The 26,352-nt window shown below is 75.0% G+C and carries 16 protein-coding genes and 1 pseudogene; 6 read left to right on the top strand and 11 right to left on the bottom strand.

Features of this window, described 5'->3' with window-relative positions:
• Nucleotides 1-769 precede the first annotated feature (769 nt).
• Nucleotides 770-1,036 carry a response regulator transcription factor gene (locus ACMA1D_RS08300; protein ID WP_414723200.1) on the bottom strand — a complete coding sequence of 89 codons (267 nt, stop codon included), beginning with the start codon at nt 1,034-1,036 and terminating at the stop codon, nt 770-772.
• A 666-nt stretch (nt 1,037-1,702) separates the two neighbouring features.
• Complete coding sequence (locus tag ACMA1D_RS08295; protein ID WP_414723199.1) at nt 1,703-2,470, bottom strand: VOC family protein; 768 nt, start codon at nt 2,468-2,470, stop codon at nt 1,703-1,705.
• A gap of 741 nt (nt 2,471-3,211) precedes the next feature.
• On the opposite strand from ACMA1D_RS08295, the gene ACMA1D_RS08290 reads away from it, so the two are divergent.
• The gene (locus ACMA1D_RS08290; RefSeq protein WP_349993199.1) at nt 3,212-3,859 is read left to right on the top strand and encodes a TetR family transcriptional regulator; all 648 of its coding nucleotides are present in this window, start codon (nt 3,212-3,214) and stop codon (nt 3,857-3,859) included.
• Nucleotides 3,860-4,150: 291 nt separating this feature from the next.
• On the opposite strand, the gene ACMA1D_RS08285 is transcribed toward ACMA1D_RS08290, so the two are convergent.
• Together ACMA1D_RS08285 and ACMA1D_RS08280 are read right to left on the bottom strand one after the other, a co-directional pair.
• Nucleotides 4,151-4,711, bottom strand: a complete 561-nt coding sequence (locus tag ACMA1D_RS08285) for a DinB family protein (RefSeq protein ID WP_414723198.1) — start codon at nt 4,709-4,711, stop codon at nt 4,151-4,153.
• Nucleotides 4,712-5,162: 451 nt separating this feature from the next.
• Nucleotides 5,163-6,380 (bottom strand): S8 family peptidase, encoded by a 1,218-nt coding sequence (locus ACMA1D_RS08280; RefSeq protein ID WP_414723197.1) that lies wholly within the window; start codon nt 6,378-6,380, stop codon nt 5,163-5,165.
• A gap of 734 nt (nt 6,381-7,114) precedes the next feature.
• On the opposite strand from ACMA1D_RS08280, the gene ACMA1D_RS08275 reads away from it, so the two are divergent.
• The gene (locus ACMA1D_RS08275; RefSeq protein ID WP_414723196.1) at nt 7,115-7,999 is read left to right on the top strand and encodes a hypothetical protein; all 885 of its coding nucleotides are present in this window, start codon (nt 7,115-7,117) and stop codon (nt 7,997-7,999) included.
• Nucleotides 8,000-8,225: 226 nt separating this feature from the next.
• On the top strand, nt 8,226-8,894 hold the full coding sequence (locus ACMA1D_RS08270) for a pyridoxal 5'-phosphate synthase (protein ID WP_414723195.1): 669 nt from the start codon (nt 8,226-8,228) through the stop codon (nt 8,892-8,894).
• Nucleotides 8,895-8,971: 77 nt separating this feature from the next.
• Here ACMA1D_RS08270 and ACMA1D_RS08265 read toward each other — a convergent pair whose 3' ends face one another.
• A complete protein-coding gene (locus ACMA1D_RS08265; RefSeq protein WP_414723194.1) occupies nt 8,972-9,613 on the bottom strand; it encodes a GNAT family N-acetyltransferase in 642 nt (213 codons plus the stop codon).
• Between the two features lie 681 nt (nt 9,614-10,294).
• Between ACMA1D_RS08265 and ACMA1D_RS08260 the strand changes: the two genes are divergently transcribed.
• Entirely contained in the window at nt 10,295-11,473 is a 1,179-nt protein-coding gene (locus ACMA1D_RS08260) for a flavin-containing monooxygenase (protein WP_414723193.1), read from the top strand.
• A 105-nt stretch (nt 11,474-11,578) separates the two neighbouring features.
• Here ACMA1D_RS08260 and ACMA1D_RS08255 read toward each other — a convergent pair whose 3' ends face one another.
• Nucleotides 11,579-12,943 (bottom strand): MFS transporter, encoded by a 1,365-nt coding sequence (locus tag ACMA1D_RS08255; RefSeq protein ID WP_414723192.1) that lies wholly within the window; start codon nt 12,941-12,943, stop codon nt 11,579-11,581.
• A 399-nt stretch (nt 12,944-13,342) separates the two neighbouring features.
• Here ACMA1D_RS08255 and ACMA1D_RS08250 point away from each other — a divergent pair, with 399 nt between their 5' ends.
• Nucleotides 13,343-13,699, top strand: a complete 357-nt coding sequence (locus ACMA1D_RS08250) for a MerR family transcriptional regulator (RefSeq protein WP_414723211.1) — start codon at nt 13,343-13,345, stop codon at nt 13,697-13,699.
• 427 nt (nt 13,700-14,126) lie between these two features.
• Here ACMA1D_RS08250 and ACMA1D_RS08245 read toward each other — a convergent pair whose 3' ends face one another.
• On the bottom strand, nt 14,127-14,744 hold the full coding sequence (locus ACMA1D_RS08245; protein WP_414723210.1) for an ATP-binding protein: 618 nt from the start codon (nt 14,742-14,744) through the stop codon (nt 14,127-14,129).
• A gap of 72 nt (nt 14,745-14,816) precedes the next feature.
• Nucleotides 14,817-15,035 (bottom strand): annotated as a pseudogene (locus ACMA1D_RS08240) (ATP-binding protein); the annotation flags it as partial.
• Between the two features lie 722 nt (nt 15,036-15,757).
• Here ACMA1D_RS08240 and ACMA1D_RS08235 point away from each other — a divergent pair.
• Nucleotides 15,758-18,337, top strand: a complete 2,580-nt coding sequence (locus ACMA1D_RS08235; RefSeq protein WP_414723191.1) for a protein kinase domain-containing protein — start codon at nt 15,758-15,760, stop codon at nt 18,335-18,337.
• A gap of 100 nt (nt 18,338-18,437) precedes the next feature.
• Here the strand turns inward: ACMA1D_RS08235 and ACMA1D_RS08230 are convergent, their stop codons facing one another.
• From ACMA1D_RS08230 to ACMA1D_RS08220, 3 genes are all read right to left on the bottom strand, one after another.
• Nucleotides 18,438-21,521: a protein kinase gene (locus ACMA1D_RS08230; protein ID WP_414723190.1), complete on the bottom strand. Its 3,084-nt coding sequence runs from the start codon at nt 21,519-21,521 to the stop codon at nt 18,438-18,440.
• A 347-nt stretch (nt 21,522-21,868) separates the two neighbouring features.
• Nucleotides 21,869-23,707, bottom strand: a complete 1,839-nt coding sequence (locus tag ACMA1D_RS08225) for a protein kinase domain-containing protein (protein WP_414723189.1) — start codon at nt 23,705-23,707, stop codon at nt 21,869-21,871.
• 714 nt (nt 23,708-24,421) lie between these two features.
• Nucleotides 24,422-26,128, bottom strand: coding sequence for a glycerol-3-phosphate dehydrogenase/oxidase (locus ACMA1D_RS08220; RefSeq protein WP_414723188.1), 1,707 nt, complete (start codon nt 26,126-26,128; stop codon nt 24,422-24,424).
• Between the last annotated feature and the right edge of the window lie 224 nt (nt 26,129-26,352).

Raw genomic sequence — 26,352 nt, 5'->3', positions numbered from 1 at the left:
CGGCGCTGCCCGGTGCGTCCGCGCCCGCCCCCGGCCCGGTCGCCGTCCGCGCCCCGGCGCAGCCGCCGCGCGCCCGGCAGGCCGCGTCGGACGCTACCGGCCACAGCCGGTCACCAGCCGTCTGACCTGCGGATGCGTGGCGATCGTCGGGACGTGACCGGCTGCGGGCGCGGGGCGACCGCACGAGCTGGCCCGGCGGGCCGGCGGGCCGGCGGGTCTTCACCTGCCCCTCGCGGAGGCGCGGGGCCGCTGCTAGGCGGCCGGACCCGCAGTTCTCGCCGGGGTCAACGGGCCTCGGGGTCGGAGCGACTGCCGCACGAACCGGGATTCCCGCCCCCGTTCGGGGCCGCCGGTCGTACGGCGACTGACGGCCCGCCAAGTCCCAGGGGAAAGACACGACCCGGCGGCCTGGATGCCCTCGCGTGGCGCCCGGCCAGGGGCGGGGTCGAATTCAGTAAATGGTCGAGTGATCCGGAATCGATGCCCCGTCGGTGGCCAATGGATATGTCAGAGCGCGCATGACGCTCCCCCTCCCGGAGTCCCCCTGTGCGACCCGCCGCGCGCCGTGCCACGGCGCGCACTCCACGGCCAGCGGCCGACCGCCGTCAGACGGTGGCCGTGCGAAACGCCAACGCCGTCGGACCGCAGGGCAGTTCGCTCTTCCTCCGATACTGCACGCCGCGTCCGCACCGTCGCTATTGTCACTTCGGGCATAGCCGATTCGGCTACCTCGGGCGCTCCCGTACGGAGTCTGCGAGCCCTGATGGCGCTACGCCGCATCCGCCGAAAGCGCACCGTGGTGGCGGTAGACGAACAAGGCGGCTTCAACGCGTGTACGGGCACCCAACTTGCGCATCAGACTCGTCACATGGGCCCGCACCGTGCGTTCGGCGATATCGAGCTGGCGCGCGAGTGAGCTATTGGATTCTCCGTCGGCCAACAACAGGAGGACTTCTACCTCACGTTTGGTCAGTAAGGAGAAATCCGGAACGGAACGCCGCGGTGTCGTATGCGGTTTCTCTTCGCCCGTGCCCATCGACCGCCCCCGTGATTGCACGTGCCCTCCCCGTAAGACGTGGCCTATCCCGGCCAACTCGTGGTGAATCCATGAGAGCAGAGGATGACCAAAGTGGCACCGACCGGCGCACGATGAGTGACTCAAGCCACCTGTCGTGACCAGCACCTGATAACCGATACGACAGTAACTCGCCTTATGTCAAAGGAAGTCCGACGCCGGGCCGGGATGCGGCGCGGCCCCGCCGGAGGGTCGGGCGCGCCGCCTCAGGTCCGGGCGGCGGCGCGGTGCGCGGCGCCGCCGCCGGCCGTCCAGGCCACCGACCTCCGTCAATCCGTCAGCCCGCCAGCCCGCCGGAAGGGCGTGTGCCCACGGCGGGCGCGCCCAGCGGCCGGCCCGCGCAGCGCGGCCGGTAGTTGCCATCCGCGCGCACCACCGGGGCCGGGCAGCGGGCGAACGCCCCGGCCCGCAGGGCCCCTGGACGGCGCCCCCTCGGCGGCGCACCGTCGGGCAGCGGCGCGCGAGGTGTCGTACGGGCGTCGGCCGGCACGGGGGTGGCGTGGGCATCGGTTCCGCACTCCGTCGCGCGCCCGCGTACGCCTGTCGGGTGGACAGCGGTCGGTAACGGCCCGGTAGAGCGGGGCCGATCATGCCGGACGCCGCGCGCCGGCGCCACCGTGCGCGCGCTCAGCCCGCCGGGGCGTCGCCGCGGGTCCTGGTGTCGATGACGGCGAACCTCGCGCCCTGGTTGTCGACGACCACCGACGAGCGGCCGTGCGGCGTGGTGACCGGGTCGATGACGATCCGGCCGCCGAGCCGCTGGGTGGCGGCCACGGCCGCGTCGCAGTCCTCGACGACGAAGTAGGTCAGGAAGTGGGCCGGCATCTCCGCGGGGTAGTGGGTGCCGATCAGGCCCCGGCCGCCGACCGCGTGCCGCGCCCCGGCCGGGCCGCCGGCGGGCACCCAGCGGACGACGCCGGGCGCCCCCGCGTCCTCGTCCGGCTCCGCGCGCAGCCCGAACACGTCCGCGTAGAAGGCGTCCGCCCGCTCCGGTTGGCGGGTGTAGACCTCGGCCCAGCCGTACTCGCCCGGCTGCCCCTGCGCCTCGAACCCGGCGTGGCTGCCGGCCTGCCAGAGGTTGAAGACGGCGCCGTCGGGGTCGGCGACCACGGCCACCGTGCCGAAGTCCCCGGTACGGACCGGCTCCATGATCACCGCACCGCCCGCGGCGCGGACCCGCCGCGCGGTCGCCACGGCGTCGGCGGTGGACAGGTAGACGCTCCAGACGGTCGGCATCCGCCCGTCCGGCTTGCCGGCGAGCGCCGCGACGTTCTTCCCGTCGTGGAACGCCTGGGTGTACGAGCCGTACTCGGGCACGGTGCCGCCGAAGGTCCAGCCCAGCAGTTCGCCGTAGAAGCGCCGGCCGGCGGCGACGTCCGGCAGGGCGGCGTCCACCCAACAGGGCGCGCCCTCCGGGAACCGGCCCCGCGGCGGCCCGCCGGGAACCGCACCGGGCGGGCCTGTCGGGGCGCCCGGGGACGCCGGGGATACTGGAGCTGCCGGGGGTGTTCGGGATGCCGAGGGCTCCGCGGGCCCAGGGGATTCTCGGGATTCCGGGGACTCCGGGGATTCCGGGGTTTTCGAGGCTTCCGAGGATTCTGGGGTTTCCGGAGTTTCCGGGGATGTCGGAAACTCCGAGGCGCCCGGGGTCCCGCGGGACTCCAGGGGCTCGGGGAACTCCGGGGGCTCCGAGCGCTCCGGCGGTACGGCCATCGCTCCGCGTCCTCCCATGCAGGGATCTCGGCACACGGCAAGTGCCTTATCAGCCACGCTAACGGCGCAGCCGGCATCCCGCCGCCCCACGACGGTCGCCCGCGGGCCCCGAAGGCACTAATGGCCGCTCCGGTCGGCTATGTCGATGGAATCCGTACGGCAGGCGAACAGCAGGCGAAAGGGCGTCGCTCACGCCGTCTCCACACCGCGGGCACGAGTTATCCACCGAAGTTATCCACAGGCTGTTGATAACAGGAATCATCCATCCGGCCGAATCCACGTCGCGCAGTAGATGGCTGCCCCAACGACCACCCCTCCCCCCGTACACCCCGCCTGAAGTGCACTTTCTCGAACCAGCCCGGGCCGCACCCCATTTGCCGGCGGCCGGATCGCGCTCTGATCACCCCTCGGTAAGCTGACGGCATGACAGGACAAGTTCGCACGGTTGACGGCCGGGTGGCCGGGCGCCGCGGGCAGGCGACGCGGCAGAAGCTGCTCGACTGCCTCAGCGAGATGCTCAGTTCCTCGCCGTACAGAGACGTCAAGGTCATCGATGTCGCACGCCGCGCCGGCACCTCACCCGCGACGTTCTACCAGTACTTCCCCGACGTCGAGGGCGCCGTCCTTGAGCTCGCCGAAGAGACGGCTCAGGAGGGTGCCGGGCTCACCGAACTGGTGGCGGGCCGCTCCTGGGTGGGGAAGGCGGGCTGGCAGTCGGCCGAGGAACTCGTGGACGGCTTCCTCTCCTTCTGGCGCAAAAACGATGCCATCCTGCGCGTCGTCGACCTGGGTGCGGCCGAGGGCGACAAGCGGTTCTACAAGCTCCGCATGAAGCTCATCAACGCCGTGACCGGCTCGTTGGCCGACTCCATCAAGGAGCTCCAGGCCAAGGGCAAGGTCGACAAGGATGTCAGCCCCGCCGCCGTGGCCGGTTCGCTGGTGACCATGCTCGCGGCGGTCGCCGCGCACCAGAAGGGCTTCCAGAGTTCGGGCGTCAAGCAGGCCGACCTGAAGCCCAACCTCGCCCTCTTGGTCCACTTGGGCGTCACGGGCCGCAAGCCCACGAAGTAGCCCCGGGGCGACCGCCCCACGGCGGCCCGCCGCCGGCACCGGCACGGCACGGCACCGCCACCGGCGTCCGTCGGCCCGGCACGGCACCCGCCCCGCACGCCCCGCACGCGCACGGCCCGGCGCACCTCCCGTACGCCCAGGAACGCACCCGCACGCGCGCGTACCCACCCGCCCGCACGCACGGGGCCGAACAACCCCTGCCCCTCCCGCACGCGAACTGCCCACGGCCCACTAGCTACTGCCCACGGCCGACTGGCTACTGGCTACTGGCTACTGGCTACTGGCTACTGGCTACTGGCCGACCCTGCCGTCGATGCGCTCGCGGAGCAGGTCCGCGTGGCCGCAGTGGCGGGCGTACTCCTCCACCCGGTGCACCAGCAGTTCGCGCACCGCGACACCGTCCCTGCCGACGCGTTCACCCAGGTCCGCATAGCCGGCCAGGGCGGCGTCGGTCGCCGCCTGTTCACGCTCCAGGTCCGCGTATGCGGCGTCCACCACGGCCTGGCCGGCCACCGCACCGTGGAAGTCCGCGTCCTTCGCGCCGTACAGCTTGGGCAGGGGCTCGTCCGTGGTCAGCCAGTTGCGCCAGTCGCGCTCCGTCTCGGCGAGGTGCCGCACCAGGCCGAGCAGCGACATCGTCGACGGCGGCACCGAGCGGCGCGCCAACTGCTCCGCGTCCAGGCCCTCGCACTTCATCCGCAGCGTGAGCCGGTAGCCGGTGAGGAAGTCGGCCAGCGTCGCCAGTTCGCCGTCCGGGCTGGTGCCCTCGCTGTTGCGGGGGTCGTCGGCCGGGTCGGCCCACATGTCGGGGTAGACGGTGGCCTTGGTCCATCGCGCGGGTTGTTCGCTCATGCGCGCCATGCTCGCCGGTTCACCCCCGGCCCGCCAGCGGATTCTTCCGCCGCCCGCCGCGCCGAATCCCACCGGCCGCAGAAGCCCCTCCACGCCCGCCGCCCCAGCGGAATCCACGCCTTCTCCGGTATTCCTCACGGAATTCCCGTGGATTCCGCTGGGGCGAGCCGAATGCGATGGGATCGGCCCGGCGGCGCGGGGCCGCCCGCTTTCCCTCCGCATCGATATCCGCCCACCCACATGCACGGCCAGCCCGTACCCGTGCGCAACGTCGCGCAGTCGCGCAGTCGCGCAGTCGCGCAGTCGCGCAGTCGCGCAGTCGACTGTTCACTCAGTCGACCGGTCGCGCGGCCACTTCGGCGCGCGGACATCGCGCTGTGGGTTCAGGCACGAGGTGCATGAGGCGGGTTGCTGCGCGGTGTTGCGCGTCGCAATCCCGCGCGGTGGGGTCCTACTCGACGACCTTGAGCAGCTTGTTCGGGGTGCCGGGGCCCGGGTTGCTGATCTTGTCTGGGGTTGCGCCATCGGTGAGGGCCTGGGCGACCTGGTCCGGGGTGGCGTCCTGGTGACCGCCCAGGTAGACCGCTGCCGCGCCCACCACGTGCGGGGTGGCCATCGAGGTGCCGGAGATGGTGTTGGTGGCGTCGTCGCCGGTGTTCCAGGCGGAGGTGATGTCCGAGCCCGGGGCGTAGATGTCGACGATGTCGCCGTAGTTGGAGAAGCTCGACTGCTGGTCGGTTTCGGTGCTGGAGGCGACCGTAATGGCCTCGGGTACGCGCGCGGGCGAGCCCTGGCCGGCGTCGGTCGACTCGTTGCCGGCCGCGACGCCGAAGGTGACACCGGACTCGATGGCCTTCTGCACCGCCGCGTCCAGCGCCTCGTCGGCCCCGCCGCCCAGGCTCATGTTGGCGACCGACGGGCCCTGGTGGTGCTCGGTCACCCAGTCGATGCCGGCCACGACCTGCTCGGTGGTGCCCGAGCCCTGGTCGTTGAGCACCCGTACGGCGACGATCTTGGCCTTCTTCGCCACGCCGTGGTCCGCGCCGGCGATGGTGCCGGCGACGTGCGTGCCGTGGCCGTTGCCGTCGTCCGCCGAGTCGTCGCCGTCGACGGCGTCGAAGCCGTGCGTGGCCCGGCCCTCGAAGTCCTTGTGCGTGACCCGTACGCCGGTGTCGATCACGTACGCGGTGACGCCCTCGCCGGCGCCGTCCGGGTACGCGTACGCGCCGTCGCCCTGCGTCTCGGCCTGGTCGATGCGGTCCAGGCCCCACGACGGCGGGTTCTCCTGGGTGCCGGTCGCCCGGAACGTCTTGTTCTGTACGACCTTGGCCACGGCGGGGTCGGCGGCCAGGCGCTTGGCCTCGGTCTCGCTCAGGCCCTTGGCCGAGAAGCCGTTGATGGCGGACGTGTAGCTGCGCGAGAGCTGGCCGCCGTACTCCTTGGCCAGCTCCTTGCCGGTGTCGGCGGCCTTGACGCCCCGGTCGCCCTTGAGCATGACGATGTAGCTGCCGTCGACGGCGCCCTTGGCGTCCGCGCCGTAGACGGTGCCCTCGGCGGGCGAGTCGGCGGCCCCGGCCGGAACGGCCACGAACGCGCCGGCGGCGACCGCCGCGGCGGCGCCTATCGCCAGGGTGAGACGACGGCTGCTGATGCGCTTGTGAGATGCCATGAAGAGTTGACCCTTCGCATGCGTGTTGTGGGGGGAATTTGTTGCGTCCACGCTGCACGGCGGGATGTTTTCCGCCGTGCCCGCAAAGACTCTGCATGGTTCCTCATGGTCATTTCAATAACCCGTTCGCCCTGTTACGCGGATGGCAACAAGCGGCAATAAGCAATGAGCCAAAATGCGGACATAGCCCGGGAATTGACGCCTGATGATCTTAATCCACATGCCCGTTTGACCGCATTCGCCGACCTTTCTTCAAGACTCACCGGGGTTAGTACGGACCAATTCCCCTCCGTGTTAAGGGACTTCAGGGTGACGTCATTCACATAAACCCGCGCGGGGTGGTGGGTGTTGTGCACATCCAGTGACCCCGGCGAAACGGCTTGGCTTAAGCGGAGTTCGACGGCGCGCGGGGTGTTGGACGTTTGGGTGAGGGGTGTGGCGCCACGGGCGGGGAGTGGGAGTGGGTGGCAGCGGGGCGGGAGGGAGGCAGAGGCAGGGCGGGGCCTTCGTGCGGAATGGGGTGCATCAGGGCGACTGGGTGACCTTTGGCCCGAGTTGTGAGCTCCCGGGCGAGGGGCCACCGGCCGGAGCCGGCCGCGATCCGCTCCTTCCACACCATGGTTGGCCAGCAGTTTCTCGCTGGGCGACGCGTTTGTCAGTGCGGCGCGCTATACATGGTGCTGTGCTCGTGGCATCACACCGGGTAGCCATGGAGCGCAGGGAGGGGGCGAGCGTTGAGGCTGTCGAAGGAGTTACCGGAGAGCGGCGTACGGGTCATGGCGGATCGGCGTGACTTCGGCCGCTTCATCGGAAGCGCGAAGTGCGAGCACGACCGGGCGGCCTGTCTCGGCTGTCTGCTCAGCGTGTTGATGTTCATGGTGGGCGCCGCCGTCACCGCGGCCGGCGTCACGTCCGACCGCGAGGTGGGCACGGTCGGCCGGTTCGTGGGCGTCGGGCTGCTGGTGCTCAGCGTGGTGGTCCCGTTGGGCACCCGGGTGTGGCAGGAGCTGAAGGGCCCGCCCGCCACCGTCTTCCACTGCTTCGAGCACGGCTTCGTGCTCACCCACGGCCCGGAGGTCCGCGCCCTCCCCTGGTCCGAGGCCCGGGTGAGCTCGTTCCGGGAAGCCACGTACTCGCCGCACGGCGGGGTGGCCGAGCCCGTCGAGTGGGCGGACGTCCGCACCCGGGAGGGCGAGACGCTGTACGCGGTGGGCGGCGAGGCCGCGGAACAGATAGCCGCCACCGCAGCCGCCGACGAACTCCCGCGCGCAGCACACCGGTTGGCCCGCGGCGGCACGGTCGTGTACGGCAGCTTCGCCCTCTCCACGGAGGAGTTGTTCCTCGACGGCACACCCCTGCCGTGGCGCGAGGTACGACAGGTGGAGTCCGGCAGCCAGGCCGTCCGGGTGTACCGCACCGGCACCCCCGACCGCGCCGTCCACTTCACCGCGCCCCGCCGCCAGACCCCGTACGACAGCGTGGTGGTGGCCCTCTCCCAGACGTACATATCCGCCCACCGTCCGCCCGGCCCCCGCGCCCCGCACGGCCAACACCCGGACTGCCACTGCGCCACCACCGGCGGCCCACCCGACCGCGCCGACGAGCCCTCGGGCCGCTGACGCACGGAGCGCCGGCACGACGGAGCGCTGACGCGCGGAGCGCCGGCACCCGGAGCGCTGGCACGACGGAGCGCTGGCACGACGGGCCGCTGACGCGCGGAGCCCTGGCGCGAGCGGGGCCGGCGGGCGGGGAGGGGCGGGGCGGGCAGCCGGGAGCCGGGGCCAGGGCCGGGCAGCCAAGTGCCCGGCGGTGGGGCGGGCGATGATGGGCCGGGTGATGACCCCGATGAGCGACGACGAACAGCGCGCGTTCCGCGAACGGCTGCACACCCTGCGGGTGTGGACGGACCCGCTGCCGCGGTTCGACCCGGACGCGGCGCCCGCCGAACCCCTGCCCCTGTTCCAGCGCTGGCTGCACGAGGCGGCCGACGCGGGGGTGCGCGAACCGCACACCATGACCCTGGCCACGGCCGACGAGGCGGGCCGCCCCGCGGCCCGGGTGGTGATGCTGCACGACGCCGACGAACACGGTTGGCACTTCGCCTCGCACCGCACCAGCCGCAAGGGCCGGGAGCTCGCGGCCAGGCCACAGGCCGCCCTCAGCTTCTACTGGCCGCAGATGGGCCGGCAGATCCGGCTGACCGGCCCCGTCACGGCGGCCGGCCCCGAAGAGAGCTCGGCCGACCTGCACCACCGCTCCCCCGGCGCGCTGGCCGCAGCCCTGGTCGGTCGGCAGAGCGAAGTGCTGCCCGCGTACGAGGAGTTGGTGCGGGCGTCGGCAGCCGCCTGGGACCGCGCCCACCGGGAGCCGGACGCCGAGGTGCCGACCTGGACGCTGTACGTCCTGGACCCGGATGAGGTGGAGTTCTTCCAGGGCGAGGGGCAACGCCGCCACGTACGGCTGCGCTACCGCACCACGCCCGGGGGTTGGACGCGCGACCTGCTCTGGCCGTAGAAGCGGGGCCGCTGGGCAACCGGCCCGGCGCGGGGATGGCCGGGGCCGCGCCGGGCCGCCCGGGTGGTGGGCGGCGCTCAGTCCTGTGGGGTGGGTGCCGCCGCCCAGGCCGGCGTGTTGGCGCGGGCGGTGTCGGCGGCTGCCGGGACCGCGGTCTGGCCGAACCGGTAGGGCGGCAGGTCGGTGGCGAGCCTGGCGTGCACGTGGATGTCGCGCGGCGTGCCCGTCAGGTCCACCATGGCGCCGCGGAAGATGCCTTCGACGCGGTAGGCGCAGCGGTCGGCGACCCGGCAGGAGGCGTCGTTGCCGACGGCGTGACCGAGTTCGAGCCGGTGCAGGCCGACGTGTTGGAACAGCCAGCGCGTCATGGTCTCCAGGCCGCGCGCGGCCACCCGTTGGCCGCGCGCCTCGGGCAGCACCCAGTAGCCGACCCGGCCGCTGCGGTGGTCGAAGTCGAGGGCGCCCGCGTACACGCTGCCAAGGACTGCCGAGGTCTCCAGGTCCGTGATGGCGAAGGCGGCCATGTCGCCGCGGCGCCACCCGTCGGTACGGGTGCACAGGAAGTCCCAGGCGCCGTTCGGGAAGGCCGCCGGTGAGTTGACGGCGCTCCAGCGGCGGTATTCCGGATCGGCCAGGCCGCGCTCGATGGCGGGCAGGTCGGCCTCCTCCCAGGGGCGCAGTACCAGCCCGTACATCTCCAACTCGACCGGCTCCAGCATCCGCCTCTCCTCCCGCTCCCCGCCTGCCCGTAAGCCGTCTCCCCGCCCGCCTCCGCATTCAACACCGCCGGGGCCGGCAGGAGCCCACCGGGGCGGTCGTTCCCGGCCGCACGGAGCTTCCGCATCGATCGACACACCACCCCCGTGACACCCCCTGGCACGCCGCCCACGACACACGGCACACGGTGTACGCGATGGCGCCCACCGTGCCCCCGGGGCGCATGGGAGCGCGCCGGGGTGACCGCCACCGCCGCACCACCCCGGCGGGCGCGGACGGCAACCGCGGACGGGTCGGCCGCACGGCCGCCGACCGGCGCGCCCCGCCGCGGCCGACGGCCCCGCCACGCACGCCAACCCGCCCCGGCCGCCCACCCTCACCAACCATGACGACACCTAAGGTTTTCCACCATGTGCCATGAAACGGCTCAACCTCGCAGCAATGGGCGCGACATAGCGCAAGCAACCAGCCGAAAACGACGGCAGGACGAGCCGCCCCAGCGGGGCGACGCGGCGCCCGGGCGCGGGCCGGTCGGCGCCCGGAACGCCGTCGAAGGTCCGGGCCCGGGCGGGGTGCTCGGGCCCGCCGGCAGGGCGCAACGCGTTGCCACCCGTAATCGTTCCGCAACCGATTCGGTACCGGTTTGACCGAAACCCGTCAATCATCCGACTACGCTCACGCTCATGGCCGACAGAACTCCCGCCCCCCACTCCCCCGTGTACGTCATCGGCGGCGGCCCCGGCGGCCTCGCGGCAGCCGCCGCGCTCGGCGAGCGGGGAGTGCGTGCCGTGGTCCTGGAGCGCCAGCACGCCGTCGCCGGGGCGTGGCGGGCCCACTACGACCGGCTGCGCCTGCACACCACACGGCGCATGTCGGCCCTGCCGGGGCTGGCGATCCCGCGCGCGTACGGGCGTTGGGTGAGCCGCGACCACCTCGTGCGCTACCTGGAGCAGTACGTGGAACACCACCGGTTGGAGTGCGTCACCGGGGTCGAGGTCACGCGGGTCGAGCGGGCCGCGGGCGGGGAGGGCACGGCGGGCGGCTGGGTGCTGCGGGCCAGCGGGGGCCGCGAGCTGAGCGCGCCGGCGGTCGTGGTCGCCACCGGGCACAGCCACACCCCGTACCTGCCGGAGTGGCCGGGGCGGGCCGAGTACGGCGGGCAGTTGCTGCACGCGGCCGACTACCGGGCCGCCGACCCGTACCGGGGCAAGGACGTCCTGGTGGTCGGGGCCGGCAACTCGGGAACCGAGATCGCCGCCGACCTCGCCGCCGGCGGCGCCGGCCGGGTCAGGCTCGCGGTGCGCACCGCACCGCACATCGTGCGCCGGTCGCGGCTTGGTTGGTCGGCGCAGCGGTCGGCGGTGGTCGCCCGCCGGCTACCGGTCGGCGTGAGCGACCGGCTGGCGGCCGTACGGGCCCGCCTCTGCGCCCCCGACCTGGCCGCCCACGGACTGCCCCGCCCCGCTGCGGCCGGGGGCGCCGGCCTCTACTCGCGGGCCAGGGCGGGGGCCGTGCCGGTCCGGGACACCGGGATCGTGCGGGCGGTACGGGAGGGCCGGGTGGAGGTCGTCGCGGCGCTGGCCTCCTTCGACGGGGACAAGCCGGTCCTGGCCGACGGCAGCCGCATCGACGCCGACGTGGTGATCGCCGCCACCGGTTACCGTCCCGGGCTCGACCCGCTCGTCGGCCACCTGGACGTGCTCGACTCCCAGGGCCACCCGCTGGTGCGCGGGCCCCGCCGGCTGGCCGCCTCCCCCGGCCTCTACTTCACCGGCTACGCCAACCCGGCCAGCGGCATGCTCAGGGAGTTGGCCACCGAGTCCCGCAAGATAGCCAAGCGTATCGCCCGCGACCTGCGCTGAGACGTCGTACGGGACGCGGGGGCGCGCACCGTACGGGGCACGGCGGTACGGGGCGCAGGGGCGCGCGCCGTACGGGGCGAGGTGCCGTGCGCCGCACCCGGCCGGCTAGCCGGGCGCGCCGTCGACGGCGTCCGCGCCCATCCCCGCGCCCTCGCCCGCCCCTTCGCTCGTCCCCACGTGCGCAGCCGCGCCCTCGCCCGCGCCCGCGCGCGAACCCGACTTCCCGCCCGCACCCGCGCCCGGCCCGGTCTCCCCACCCGCACTCGCGCCCGTCCCCGCGTCCGCCTCCGCGTCCGTCCCCTTGGCGGGGCGGCTCGCCGACCGCCGTTCGCCGGCCGCGGCGGCCAGCGTGAGCAGCAGGGCGAACGCCACCCCGGCGAGGATCGCCGTCGCCGGTGACGTCGCCTTCTGTACGACGCCCGAGAGGGTGGCGCTGAGCGCGTAACCGAGGCCGACCGCCGCGTACATCACCGAGTACCCGGCGGCCAGCGCGCTCGCCGGCAGTGCCGCGCGCAGGGCCAGGGTGCGCGTCATCTGCACTCCGGACTGGAGCAGCCCGGCCAGCAGCATGGCCGCCGCGATCAGGCCGATCCCGGGCAGCACCGCCGCCGCGGCCACGCACGCCATGACGGCGAGCATCAGCACCAGGTTCTGCCGGGCCAGCGAACCGGGCCAGCCGCGCAGCCCGTACCCGAACGCGCCCACGGCCGCGGCCACCGAGTAGCCCGCGAGGACCGGCCCCGACCAGCCGACCGCGATGCCGCGCTGTTCGAGCAGGGCGGGCAGGACGAGTTCGGCGAGGGCGAGCAGGGAGAGCGCCGCCGCGCCGGTGGCGTAGACGGGCCAGGCGCCGGCCAGCGTACGCGTCATGGACACGCCGTTCCGGTCACCGGCGTCCGCGTGCCAGCCGGCCGGCAGGGACCACAGGCCGACCGCCGCGGCCCCCGCGAGCACCGCGCCGAGGAGCAGCGGCAGCACCGGGTCGACGCCCAGCGCGAGCCCGGTGGCCAGCGCGGGCGAGGCCGTCCACACGGCGTACGTCAGCATCGACTCCATGCTGAGCACCTGGGTGCTCAGCCGCTCCGGCACCAGGCCGGTCAGCAGGGCGCGCATGCCACCGGGTGCGGCACCGGGGGCCGCGCCCGCCACGGCCGCGACCCCGGCGAGCACGACGGGGTGCGCGCCGGGCGCCAGCCCCAGCACCGCGAAGGCGGCGGCCCCGACGGCGAGTCCGGCGGCGAGCGGCCGGCGCGCCCGGTCGGGCCGCAACCGCGCGCCGAGGACGACCGCGCCGACGACTTCGCCGACGACGTACGCGGCGGCGAGCACGGCGCCCAACGTGTAGCCGCCGGGCCGCTCCCGTACCAGGAAGACCAGCGCCAACGGCGCCATCGCGACCGGCATCCGGGCCGCGACGGCGACGAGCGCCCAGTTCCGTACGGGCCGGGTGGCGAGTTCTCGGTAGGCCATGGCGCGACGATAAAGCCTCTAACCGGTGTCAGGGTCAAGCCGTCGACCGTCGACCGCGGCCACTGACCGCCGCCCGGTGCCGGGCCCGCGCACCCGGCACCCGGCACCTGGCACCCGGCACTCCACGGGGGCCGGGAGGACCGGCACCGGTACAGGCACCGAAACCGGGGAGACTGGAAGGCGCCACCGGCTCGGCAAGCCACAGGACAGCCGCAGGACAGCCAAGCGAGAGGGGCGCCCGTGCGCGCGCGGACCCGACAGGCCCGAACCACCGACGACACCGCCCGCACGCCCCGTACGACGCCCCCGGCCGCGCCACCACAGACCCCGACGCCGCAGGCCCCGGCCCCGGCCCCGGCCCCGGCGGATGGTGCGCCGCCCGCCCGCGACGCCCTCCGCATCGGCCAGCTCGCCGAACGCACCGGCGTCAACGTCCGGTTGCTGCGCTACTACGAACAGCAGGGCCTGCTCCGCCCCCACCGGCTCGGGAACGGCTACCGGGTCTACGCGGAGGGCGACGTACGGCTGGTCGCGTACATCCGCACGCTGCTGGCCGCCGGCCTGACCACCGCCGTCATCGCCCGCCTGCTGCCGAGCGTCTGCGAACGGGACGGGGTGCTCCGCCCGTGCACACCGGAGCTCGCCGACGAACTGCGCCGCGAACGGGACCGGATCGACAGCCAGGTAGCCGAACTCCTCGCCTCCCGCACCCTCCTGAACCAGGTCATCGCCGCCGCCCCGAAGCACCCCCACTGACCTCGCCCCGCCAACGCCCCGCGCGCCCCGCCCCCCTCGTTCCCGTACGGGACCCCGCGCCGCGCGGGCCGCCCGCCCGTCGGCCGGCCGCACGGGAGGAGGCCCGTCACACCGGCCAGCAGGACTCGTACGGGGCGACGCCCCTGCCCGCTGCCCGCCGCCCACGCGTCCGTACGAAGCAGGGCTTGGCGGTGCGCTCGTGCGCGCCCCGAGCACGGCACCGCGCACCGCCAGCCCCATTCGACGCCGCCGCCCTGCCGCCGCGCCGAACCGCGATCCGCATCTCGCCGAGGCAACAGCCCAAGGGCGTCCGAAGGACCCCGGGTACGAGCCGTCCTCGACGTCCCCTCCGACGCATCGCTGCACCTAAGGGTGATCAATCGAACACGTCACGTCAACACCTGGTCTGGACTTAATGATTCCCCATCTAGTGCGCGGCGCGGCGGCGCGCGGGCCACGCGCCGGCGAGTGACACCGCGCGCTCGATGCCGACCGTCGCCCCGGGGGGCGCCGCCGACGCCGCCCCGCATCCGTCGGGGCCGCCCGCCGCGGACCGCTGCGCCCCGCCTCCCGCGGCCTCAGACGCGGCCCCGGCCGGCTCCGCGCCGTACCGGGCGGTGTGCGCGGTGGCCGCCGGCGGCGCGGCGGGCGCCTGGCGGTCCACCTCGCACCAGATGCTCTTGCCGTTGCCCTCCGGCTTCCAACCCCACCGGTCCGCGAGGCCGTCGACCAGTTCGAGGCCGCGGCCGTGGGTGTCGTCGTCGTCCGCGCGCCAGGGCCGCGGGGGGCAGTTGCTCGCGTCCGCGACCTCGACCCGGACCGTCGCCACGGCCGGCTGGCCGGCCGCACCCGGCAGGGCGAGGAGTTCGCCGTCGGCCAGCGGCCAGGGGACCGGGCCGGCGAACTGCCCCGTACCGGGCGCCGGGGGCCAGCCGGCCGCCCCGCCCACGCCGTACGCCGCACCGTCCGGGGGCCATGCCGCACCGCCCGGCGGCTGCGCCGAACCGCCCGCGGCCGGCGCCTGGGCACCCGGGGCCCGCGCCAGGTCACCCGCCGTCGGGGCGGCGCCGTCCGGGCCGGCCGCCGGGGCCGCGCCATCGGGGGCCGGCGGCCCGGCCGCGCACCCGGCGGGGAAGAGCATCCGCAGGACGGCGGGGCAGCCCGTGTGCACCACGGCGTTGGTGACCAGTTCCGAGATCAACAAGATGAGCGTCTCCGCCAGGGGCTCGTCTACCGCCACCCCCGAGCGGGCCAGCCGGGAGCGCGCCCAGCGGCGCGCCCTTCCCACCTCGGCCGGGTCTGGCCGGACTTCCATCTGCATTTGAAGCACCTGCACCGCTCACACCATCCGAACCGGTGGACACATCGCTTCGCGCCTCTCCGGGATCACGGAACGTGATCCCACGACGAGACAGCATGGTTGACGTACAGTCACCTCACCAAGCACTTCAGACATATTCCAGCGCCAAGGAGTATGACTGGTGCATACTGTGCGACGCGCATCGCGGGGAGTCGAACAACGGGCCGCCGCGACCGGCCCGTCCCCCGCGCGAGCTGCACAGGTGTACGTAAACGAGCCTGCTGCCGACTCCCCCTCCGGGGCCGCACGGCGTGCCGCAGTTCGCGTTCGGCTTCGGCACGGCTCGCATCCAACGGAGCGTACCCGAGCACCCCGCCGACTCCCCCGCGTGACGAGCCGCGGCAAGGGCACAACCCGATATCGACGCTCCGTGACGACAGCGCCGAAGCCGCACGCCCACCTCGAACGGGCGCCGCTCCCCAGCGGTCCGCCCCGGTCAGCCCCGGTCCGTCCGGTTTCGCACCGCCGCCGGGCCCGCCCGCCGCAAGCGGTTCCACACCGGGTTACGGGACGAGTTGCGCAGCCGCCCCGCCAAAGCCCCCACTCGCCCAGCCAACAGCCGCACCGGCGGCCCGACCGGCCGCCCCGCCGCCGGTTCCGGGGCGGCGTGCCGCGCCGGGCGCGGAATCCGGTGGAATCCGTCCGACAACCGGCCCCTTGTGTCCCGTACCGCTCAACCCCGCGCGATGATGGACAACATGACGCACGGAGGGGAGGGCGCGATGGCCGGGGAGCCGCAGCCGCCGGTGGGGCACGGGGCGGGGGCCGGCGGCGGCCGGGGTCTGTTGGCCGGGCGGTACCGGCTCGGTGACCACCTCGGCGACGGCGCGCTCGGCACCGTCTGGCAGGCCAGCGACGAACTCGTGGGCCGCGAGGTCGCGGTCAAGGAACCCCGGCTGCCCGCCGGGCTCACCGCCGGCGAACGGGCCAGCACCTTCGAGCTGCTGCGCCGTACGGTCCGCGCCGCCGCCCGCATCGAGCACCCCGCCGTCATCACCGTGCACGACGTGCTGAGCGTCGACGACCGGCCGTGGCTGGTCGTCGAATTGGTACGCGGCGGATCGCTGGCCGACACGCTGCGCCGGGCCACCCTCGGGGTCCGGCAGGCCGCCCACGTCGGCCTCGCGGTGGCGGGCGCCCTGCGCGCCGCGCACGCCGCCGGGCTGGTGCACGGCGACGTCAAACCGAGCAACGTCCTCTTCGGCCGCGACCGATCGACCGCGGCCGGCCGGGCGGGAGGCGCCGCCGGCGCCGGGGCGGGGCGGGTCGTACTGACCGACTTCGGTCTGGTGCACGCCGTCGACCAGCAGCGGCGGCTGGCCCTTGCGGGGCTCGACACCGGCACCGGCACCGGCACCGCGCCCGCGGAAGGGCCCGCGGCCGGCGGGGCGTGGCCTCAGGGCGCGGTCGCGGCGCTGGAGTTCATCGCCCCGGAGCGGCTCGCCGCCGACGCGCCCGCGCCGCAGCCGCCGGCCGACCTGTGGGCGCTGGGCGTCCTGCTGTACGCGGCGGTGGAGGGCGCCACCCCGTTCCGCGTCGCCGCGCCGACGCAGCCGGTGGCCGTAGCCGTGGCGCAGACGGTGGCCGCGCTCCGCACCGCGACACCGCGCCCGCCGGCGCACGCCGGCCCGCTCACCGAACTGATCGGCCGCCTGCTGGCCAGGGACCCGGCCGCCAGGCCCACCGCCGAACAAGCCGAAGCCGCGCTGCGCGAGTTGGCCGCAGCGCCGGCGGCCGAGGAGCCACCGTGCACGCCCCGCGCGCCGGGCCCGGCGAACGCACCTGGCCCATCGCACGCGCCCGGCCCGGCCAACGCGCCCCACGCGGCGCACGCACCCGGCCCGGCGAATCCGCCCCAAGCGGCGCACGACGCACCCTCCGGCGGCCGGCCGACCGCCGGCGGCCAGCCTCCCGCCGGAGGCCGGCGCGCCGGACGCCCGTCGTCCATGGAGACCCTCCAACTCCGCGCGCTCCGCCGCGGCGACCCGGAGCCCCCGCCCAGCTCCGACACCACCCAGCAGTTGACCGCCATCGGCGGCACCCGCCGCCCCGCCCCGGACGGCACCCGCCCGCCGGCGACCGGCACCCCGGCCGCCCCCACGACGCCCACCACCCGAAGCACCCCCCAGGGCACCACCCACGGCGCCACCGCGGGAGCGGGCCGGGCCGCCGGCGCGTACGGCCGGGGCGACGGGCCGCAGCCGTACGCGGCGCAGCGGCCGGACACCGGCTCTGCGGCGGACGGCGAGCGGGCCGGCGGCGGGCTGCCGGGCGCGCTGCCCGCGGCCCGGCCGATGGCCGGGCAGACACAGCAGGGCGACGGCTTCCCGCGCGCGGGCGCGGGCGTGGCCAGCACCACGGCCGGCGGGGCGGCCGGTGGCGGGGCCGGTGCGCGGCGCGGGCCGTGGGGCAGCATCCGGCCGCGGGTCGCGCTCGGGGCGCTGGGCGCGTTGGTGGTCGTGGTCGGGGCGGGCGCGTACCTGCTCACCGGGCCGCTCAAGGACGACGAGGCCGCACCGCCGCCGCAGGCCAGTACCGCACCGCCGACCAGCGGCGCGCCCGCCACCAGCGCGGCGCCCACGCCGACGGGGGCGCCGACCGGGGCCCCGCGCCCGGCGCTGCCCGCCGGCTGGCGGCTGACCGCCCACGCGCCGCTGACCGCGCAGGTGGCGCTCCCGGAGGGCTTCCGGACCGGTGGTACGAGCCGTACCGAGGCCAGTTGGACCGGCGGCGACCAGCGCGCCTTCACCATCGGACTCACGCGCGACACGGCGCTCGGCGACACCGCGGCCGAGGCGTCCGAGCAGCAGATCAGTTGGTACCGCGATACGCAGGACTCGTCGATGGAGGACGTGCGCACCCGCCGCCACACGCTCGACTGGTACGGGCAGCCGGCCCGTTGGATCGAGGTCGACTACCGCATCCGCGGCAAGCGGGAACAGCGCCGCCGTCTCGAACTCTTCGTGCCCGGCGCCGAACACCGCGTCTACCAGCTCCGCGTGGACACCACCGCCACGGCGCCGCACCGCACCGAACAGGAGCGGATGTTCGCCGTCGCCCGCGATCAACTCCGCATCGACACGGACGCGGACGCGGGTGCCGGCGCAGACACCGACGCCGGAGCCACGGATCAGCCGCCGGCGCCCACCGACGGCACCGCCCCCACCGACGCGACCACCCCCGATGAGCCGAAGAAGCCCACCGGGCCCGCCGGTTCCACCAAGCCGACCGCTCCCGACGAGCCCGCCTCCGACGCGACGACGAAGCCGAGCGCCTGAGCACCGGGGGCCCTAACGCCTGGCGCTTCAGCGTCTACTGCCTCGCGCCCGCGCGTCCGGGGCCCGCGCGAACCGGCCCGCCGCCCGGCCCGACGCGGCCTCAGCCCGTGGCCCGGTAGGAGGCCGCCGCCTGGTCGAAGTAGCGGTCGACGGCATTGCGGGCGTGGGCGGGGCCGACGATCTGGACGACGTGGTAGCGACCGCCGATGATCATCGCGAGGTTGCGCACGTACACCTGGCGACCGCTGGTGTCCTTCCATTCGAACGTGCCCTCGGCCATCGCCGTCTGACCCACGTCGATCCGGCGCAGCCCGCTGGCCGTCGCCCAGCCCGAGTCGCGGTACGGGGCCAACTCGGGCTCCAGGTCCTGCTGGTACTTCATCGGGTCGGTGCCGTACTCGGCGGTCTTGTCGCGGCCGGGGACCACGATCATCTCGTAGTCGTCGCCGAGGTAGCGGATCTGGCCGCGGCCGTTGGGCGCGCGGCGCTGCCAGCCCTCGGAGACGGCGAGTTGGAAGCCGCCCGGGTCCTTGCGGAGCGTGAACCCCTTGGCCAGCCCGGCCGGGTCGCTGGACTGCGGCTGCTGTCCGATCGGCGGCGCGTCGCCGTTCTTGCCGGTGCCGGTGACGGGCGGCGCGCCGCTGCCCGTGCTGCTCGCGGCGCCGCGGTCCGCGCCGTCGTCCGGCTCCGCGTCGGGCATGAACACCATCGCGTACAGCACGCCCGCGGCGAGCAGCAGCAGGATGAACAGCAGCAGCAACCGGCCCAGGCTGCGCGGCGCCCGGGTGCTCGGCTCGCGCGGCGGCGCCGACTCGTGGGTTTCCAGCCGCAGGTGCTTCTCCTGCCCGGGGGCGGCCTCCTGCGGCGCCTGGCGCTGCTCGGGTACGCGCGGTGGCCTGCCCTTCTTGTGCCGGTGGCGGCCGTGCAGGGCGGCGGCTGCCCTGCGGCGGCGGACCAACTCGCCGCGCCGGCGCAGGATCGGCAGCCGCTTGGGGTCGGCCGGCTCCCCCGGGTCGCTCGGCGGCACCGGGACGGTGCGGCTGCCGACGTCGGGTTCGGGCGCCGACCTGATGAGCGAGCGCAACCAGCCGCGCAGCTCCTCGAAGTCCGGCCGCTCGGTCGGGTCCTGGCGCATCAGCGACTCGACGACGGGGCGCAGCGCGCCGCACTCCTCCGCGTACGCGGGCGGCTCGGCGCAGACCAGTTGGACGAGTTCGGCCGCGTTGTCCTCGGGGTAGGGGGCGTGGCCCTGCACGGCGCGGAAGAGCAGCACGCCGACCGCCCAGAGGTCGGCCGCCGGGCCGACCGGGGGCGCCAGGCGCCAGTTCTCGTAGACGGGGCCGGCCTGTTCGGGCGCCCAGCGCTCGGTGACCGCGCCCACCACGACGATGCGGGCCTGCCGGGCGCGTTCCGCGGAGAGCGCCGAATCGGGCCCGCGGTAGCCGTCGCCGTCGGGCGCCGCAGGCCCGTCGGGGCCCGCCGCCGCGCCCGCCCCGTAGGGCTCGACCTCACCGGCCGACGCACCACCCGCATACGCGCCGGCGCCGCCCTCGGCACCGTCGTACTCGGTGCCGTCGTAATCGGTGCCGTCGCTGCCGTCCTCGTCCGGCGCCCGGTCGCCGTCCCTGGCGTACGCGTCCGGGCCGGCCGCCTCCCCTGCGGACGCGCCGGAGCCGGCGCCCCGGGCACCGCCGTACGCGTCGTCGTCCGGGCCGTACGCCCCGTACGGGTCACGCGTCTCTTCGTGGGCGCCGTAGGCGCCGTAGGCGTCACGGGCGTCGTGGGCCGGGGCGTGTTCGCGGGCGCGGTCGTCGCCGTGCGGGCCCGTGCCGTGCGCGGGGTCCGTGCCGTCGATGGCCGCGCGGGCCGCCGCCTGGGCACCGGCGCGGTAGGCGGCGATGGCGCCCGCCCGTGGCGCGCGGGCGGGCGTACGCTCCGGTTCCGCGGCGCCGGCCCGACCGCCCGCCGAGCCCACCGCGGGCGCCGGTCCTTCGGCCGCGGCGGCCTCCTCCCGGTACACCGGGCCCGCGGGGCCGCGCCGCACCACGGGCGTCGCCGCGGGCGGGCGGGACGGGTCGCCGCCCGGCAGGGCTCCGGCCGGGCCAGGACCCGACGCGGGGGCGGTCGCCGCGCCCGCTGCGGCGCCTGCCGCAGGTCCGCCGCCTTCGGCGGGCGCGGCACGCACCGCACCGAACGCGTCGGGTACGCCGCGTGCGTCAGGCGCATCAGGCGCGTCAACTGCTGCGGGCACGGCGTCGCGGGGCTCGGCCGCGAGGGGTGCGCGCCGGTCGCGGCCGGCCGGCAGGGCGCCGCCGGTGTGCGGCGCGCCGGGGCGGACGGGCGGCACCGCGCCGCGGTCGGTCCGCCCCTCGGGGGCGTCGCGCCCGTCGGACGCGGCCCGCCGCCGGTCTTGCCGCGCCGCGCCGCCGGGGCCGAACTCCGTGTCGTCCAGCGGCCTGCGCGGCCGGGGCGCCCGCAGCTCCGTCGGCACCGGGTCGTACCCGCACAGCGCCTCTTCGGCCGCGCCGACCGCCAGGCCGGTGAGCATCGCCCGGCCGTCGTCGCAGACCAGCACGGTGCGGGTGGTGATGTTGCGGTGGGTCCAACCGTGCGCGTGCACTACGCGCAGGGCGGTCAACACGTCGGCGGCGACCTCGGCGGCGCGGTGCGGGCTGAGCGGGCGCTCGGCGAGCAGCGCCGCCAGCGGCCTGGCCGGCACCAACTCGCTGACGATCCACAGGCTGCCGGCCTCGGCGAAGACGTGGAAGACCTGGTCGAGGCTGGGGTGGTCGGGCACCTGGGCGGCGGCGGTGGCCGCGTCGATGGCCCGCCGCACGGCCGGGTCCGCCAGGCCGTCGCCCGGCCCCGCCCCGTACCACTGGCCGTGGCCGCCGCCGGGCCAGCCGCCTGACCCGCCGTGCGCCGGCTGCCCGCCGTACCCGCCGTGGCCGGTGCCTGCCGCCGCGTACGAGGCGCCGTCGGTGACCACCTCGGCGTCCACGACCTCGGGCAACGGCACCTGCCTGACCAGCACTTCCTGGCCGCTGTAGGTGTCGAAGGCGCGGGTCTCCACGAACTCGTACTCATCGGCGGGTGGCAGCGGCAGTCGATAGCGGTCCGCGAGCACCCGACCCGCGTAGTCGTCCACGACGCCTCCCCAGCGCGCGATTCGCCCGTCGCTCACCGCACGTAACCGTCAGATCCGGTCTGTTGTCTGTGCCTTACCGCTACCCACGGCCGCGAGTTCTCACGATACGTGCCGCGGAGTCTTTGTGCCGACTGGTCCGTCGACTCCGCCGGGACCGCTCCGGGCGGAGCCGTCCCGCCCGGCTGACCGACCGTCGGACCGGCCCGCCACGGGGCCCGTACGAGCATCACAGCCGGACGGCCAATCGGCCAGCCAGCCGGGCGGGGCAGACAGGCGGCCAGACACGCCGACCGGCCGAGCAGACAGCCGGCCGAACAACCAAACAGGCCATCAACCAGACGCAGGGAGCCCGCCCGATCGAGACCCACCCGGCGGGCGGGGGCTCAGCGCGGGGCGAACGTGCGCAGTGCCGTCTGCCGGAGCTTCGTGCACTCCGGTTGTTCCCAGGCGTCCTTGGCGCAGGTGATCATGATGGCGTAGCCGCGGTGGGCGTCGACCTTGAAGCCGCGGTTGAGGACGCGCACCGAAACGCCCCGCTGCTTGCGCTCGAAGCTCCAGTCGGCGACGGTCGGGTAGCCCTTCCAGTCGACCGGGTGGATGCCCAGGCTGCGGTAGCCGTTCATCGAGCGGGACGCGCCGGGTTCGGCGCCGCGCCACGCCTCGGCCGCGTCGGACAGCGGCTTGGCGTTGAAGTCGATCTGCACGCGCGGGAAGCCGCCGGCCGCGCTGTAGACGCCACCGCCGCTGTAGCCCGGGATGGGCCGCCGCTCCCAGCCCTCGGGCAGCGTCATGGCGAAGCGAAAGGTGTCGTCGGTGACCCGCTCGTACCCCTCGGGCACCCCCTGCTTCGGCTTCGGCTGCTGGTCCTTGTCGCCGCCGGTCGGGCCGGTGGAGGTCGGTGCTTCGACGGGCGTGGCGTCCCCTTCGCCCTGGTCGTCGTCGGCCGGGGCGCCGGCGCCGCTGGACGCGGTGGGCCGGCTGCCGGCGCCCTCGTCCTTGGTGCCGTCGCCGTCGAGCGCGAGGGCGATGACGGTACCGAGCACCGCGAGCAGCACGACCACCACGACGATCACCAGGGTGCGCTTGGGCACGACGTCGGTGATCGAGGCGCGCGGGGGGCCGCCCGACGCGGACGCCGTGGACGCGGCGGGCCTGGTGGGCGCGGCGCCGCCGGGGACCGCGTGCGGTCGGGGCGGCGTGGCTGCGTCGCGGCGCGGCCCCGGACGGCCCACGCCGTGCCCGCCGGGCAGCCCGCCCTGCTGGTGCGGCGCGGGGTGCAGGCCCGGCGTGACCTGCGGCCCCGGCAGGTGGCCGCCGGACGCGGAGGGCAGCGGCATGGTGCGGGTCGGCTCGGCGACCTTCGGCCGGGAGACGACGTCGTCCGGCGCGTTGACGGCGGCGGTCAGCAGCGCCCGCGCGCCCGCGTCGTCGAGCCGGTGCGTCGGGTCCTTGTGGAGCAGCCCGTAGATGACGTCTTCCAACATGCCCGCGTTCTTCGGCGGGTCGAGCGGTTCGGTCATCACGGCCGTCAGGGTGGCGATCGCCGTGCTCTTGTCGTACGGCGGGACGCCCTCGACGGCCGCGTAGATCAGGCCGCCGAGCGACCACAGGTCGGCCGGCGGTCCCGGACGGTGGCCGCGGGCCCGCTCGGGCGCTATGTACGAGGGCGCGCCGACCAACATGCCGGTCGAGGTCACCGACGGGTCGCCCTCCACCTGGGCGATGCCGAAGTCGGTGAGCACGACGCGGCCGTCGTCGGCGATGAGCACGTTGGACGGCTTCACGTCACGGTGCAGGATGCCTTCGCGGTGGGCGGCGCGCAGCACGTCGAGCACGGCGAGCCCGACCTCGGCGGCCCGGCGCGGGCTGAGCGCGCCGTCGTCGCGCACCACGTCCGCCAGCGACCTGCCCTCGATCAGCTCCATCACGATCCACGGCCGGTCGTCCTCGTCGACGACGTCGTACACCGTCACCGCGCCGTTGCTGCGGATGCGCGCGATCGCCTTCGCCTCGCGCAGCGTGCGGGTGATCAGCCGGCGCTTTTCGTCTTCATCCACGCTTGACGGGAAGCGCAGTTCCTTCACCGCGACGGTGCGGCCCAGCGTCTCGTCGCGGGCCCGCCAGACGGTGCCCATGCCGCCCCGGCCCAGGACTTCGCCGAGCCGGTACCGCCCTGCGAGGAGGCGCCCAGTCGTGCCCTGCGTCTGCTCCGCCTCCGACATGCGTCCCCTCTGCAATCAACCCACCCTGGCAGAGCGTCCATTGTCCCTCATCGGTGGAGCAGGGGAAGTACCGGCCCGGTGCAGGGGTGGCCTGACCCCGACCGCGCGCGGGGGCGGCCCGGCACGTCACGGGGTGTGGACGGGGCCCGCCGCCACCCCGCCATTTCCCGCCATTGCCCGCCCAACGGGGTGTGTCGGCGCCGGCCCGACTCCCCGCGCGGCCCGCTGTTCCCCCGTCATTCCGTAGCTATTCGGCCACCGTTCGGCCGAGCGTGGCCGCAGCCACCGCACACCGTCCGCCACCCTTCCGCGCCGCCCGACACCTCCCTCACCACACGCCCCGGCACACCCTGCCGACACGCCTCACCGACCCGGCGAGATGCACCTGTTCGGGCGGTACGCCCAGGCTGGGCGATACGCGCCGAGCACCGCAGTACGCACGCATGTGCTCCGGTTACCGCCGTACGCACGGATCGCCCCGGGAGGCCGGGACACGCCCGGTGCGCCCCGCCCGGCCCCGGGGCCGCACGCACACGACCCCGGTTCGTGCGCACACGCAGCTCTCGTACGCGCACGCAGCTCTCGTCCGCGTGCACAGCCCGGCACCACGCACAGCTCAGTACCGCGCACAGCTCGTACGCGTGGCACAGCTCGCACGCGGCCTGGCCGCGCAGGCCGTGTCGGCACCTGTCGGCACGTGTCGGCGCAGAACGTTCAGAGCGGCTGGATCTCCGGGGCGCCGAGGCGGGCCGCGTCCGCCGTCAGGTCGTCCGGCTGGCGCTGCGATTCGCGCTCGGCCTGCACCCGCTTCTCGTAGTGCTCGACCTCGCGGTCGACCTGGCCGCTGTCCCAGCCGAGCACCGGCGCCATCAGCTCGGCCGCCTCCCGGGCGCTGCGCGTGCCGCGGTCGAAGGTCTCGATGGAGATGCGGGTGCGCCGGGTGAGCACGTCGTCCAGGTGCCGGGCACCCTCGTGCGAGGCCGCGTAGACGACCTCGGCGCGCAGGTAGTCCTCGGCGGCCGGCAGCGGCTCGCCGAGGCGCGGGTCGGCGGCGATCAGCTCGACGACCTCTTCGGCGAGCGCCCCGTACCGGTTGAGCAGGTGCTCGACGCGCGCCACGTGCAGGCCGGTGCGGCGGGCGATGCCGGTACGGGCGTTCCACCGGGCGCGGTAGCCCTCGGCGCCGGCCAGCGGCACGTCCTCGGTGACGCAGCCGGCGACCCGCTGGTCGAGCGCGTGCACGGCCTCGTCGACGGCGTCCTTGGCCATCACCCGGTAGGTGGTGTACTTGCCGCCGGCGACGACGACCAGGCCGGGCACCGGGTGGGCGACGGTGTGCTCCCGCGAGAGCTTGCTCGTCGCGTCGGACTCGCCGGCCAGCAGCGGGCGCAGCCCCGCGTACACGCCCTCCACGTCGTCCCGGGTGAGCGGGGTCGCGAGCACCGTGTTGACGTGTTCCAGCAGGTAGTCGATGTCGGCGCTGGAGGCGGCCGGGTGTGCCTTGTCCAGGTCCCAGTCGGTGTCGGTGGTGCCGATGATCCAGTGCCGGCCCCAGGGGATGACGAACAGCACGCTCTTCTCGGTGCGCAGGATCAGCCCGGACGTGGAGTGGATGCGGTCCTTGGGCACCACCAGGTGGATGCCCTTGGACGCCCGGACGTGGAACTGGCCGCGTTCGCCGATCATCGACTGGGTGTCGTCCGTCCACACCCCGGTGGCGTTGACGACCTGTCGGGCGCGGACCTCGAACTCGGTGCCCTGCTCCACGTCGGCCACCCGGGCGCCGACCACCCGCTCCCCCTCGCGCAGGAAGCCCACCACGCGGGCGCGGTTGGCGACGGCGGCGCCGTAGGAGGCGGCGGTGCGCACCAAGGTGGTGACGAAGCGCGCGTCGTCCATCTGCGCGTCGTAGTACTGCAAGGCGCCCACCAGCGCGTCCTTGCGCAGACAGGGCGCCACGCGCAGCGCCCGGCCGCGGCTGAGGTGCCGGTGCAGGGGCAGTCCGCGGCCGTGCCCTGACGAGACCGACATGGCGTCGTAGAGGGCCACGCCCGAGCCCGCGTACAGCCGCTCCCACCCGCGGTGTTGCAGCGGGTACAGGAACGGCACCGGCTTCACCAGGTGCGGCGCGAGCCGCTCCAGCAGCAGCCCGCGTTCCTTGAGCGCCTCGCGGACCAGCGCGAAGTCGAGCATCTCCAGGTACCGCAGCCCGCCGTGGATCAGCTTGCTTGAGCGGCTGGACGTGCCGGCGGCCCAGTCCCGCCCCTCCACCAGGCCGGTCGCCAGGCCACGGGTCGCGGCGTCGAGCGCGACGCCGGCGCCCACCACCCCGGCGCCCACCACCAGCACGTCCAGCTCCTGCCTCGCCAACTGGTCGAGTGCCGTGGCACGCTCCGCCGGCCCCAGGGTCGCTGTCCTCACCGCTACCTCCCACTGTGATCGGGGTCACGCCCACTTCTGCTCGATTTTGACCGTACGAACCGGGGTCAGCCAGCCCACGCCGCCGTGCCGGCCCCTGCGCCACACGGGTGGCCGGTGCGGGGCGGCGCACACCTGGAAGGGGCTCTTTTTTCCGGAGCCACCACCGACCGCCCACCCGCGGGCACTCCACGGCCACCCCCACCACCACGACCGGCCCGGCGGAC

It is taken from the genome of Streptomyces sp. 796.1, from assembly GCF_047525675.1.
Lineage (GTDB): Bacteria > Actinomycetota > Actinomycetes > Streptomycetales > Streptomycetaceae > Streptomyces.
Note: the sequence above shows the minus strand (reverse complement) of the source record. Positions and strands in the feature narration are given on the sequence as shown.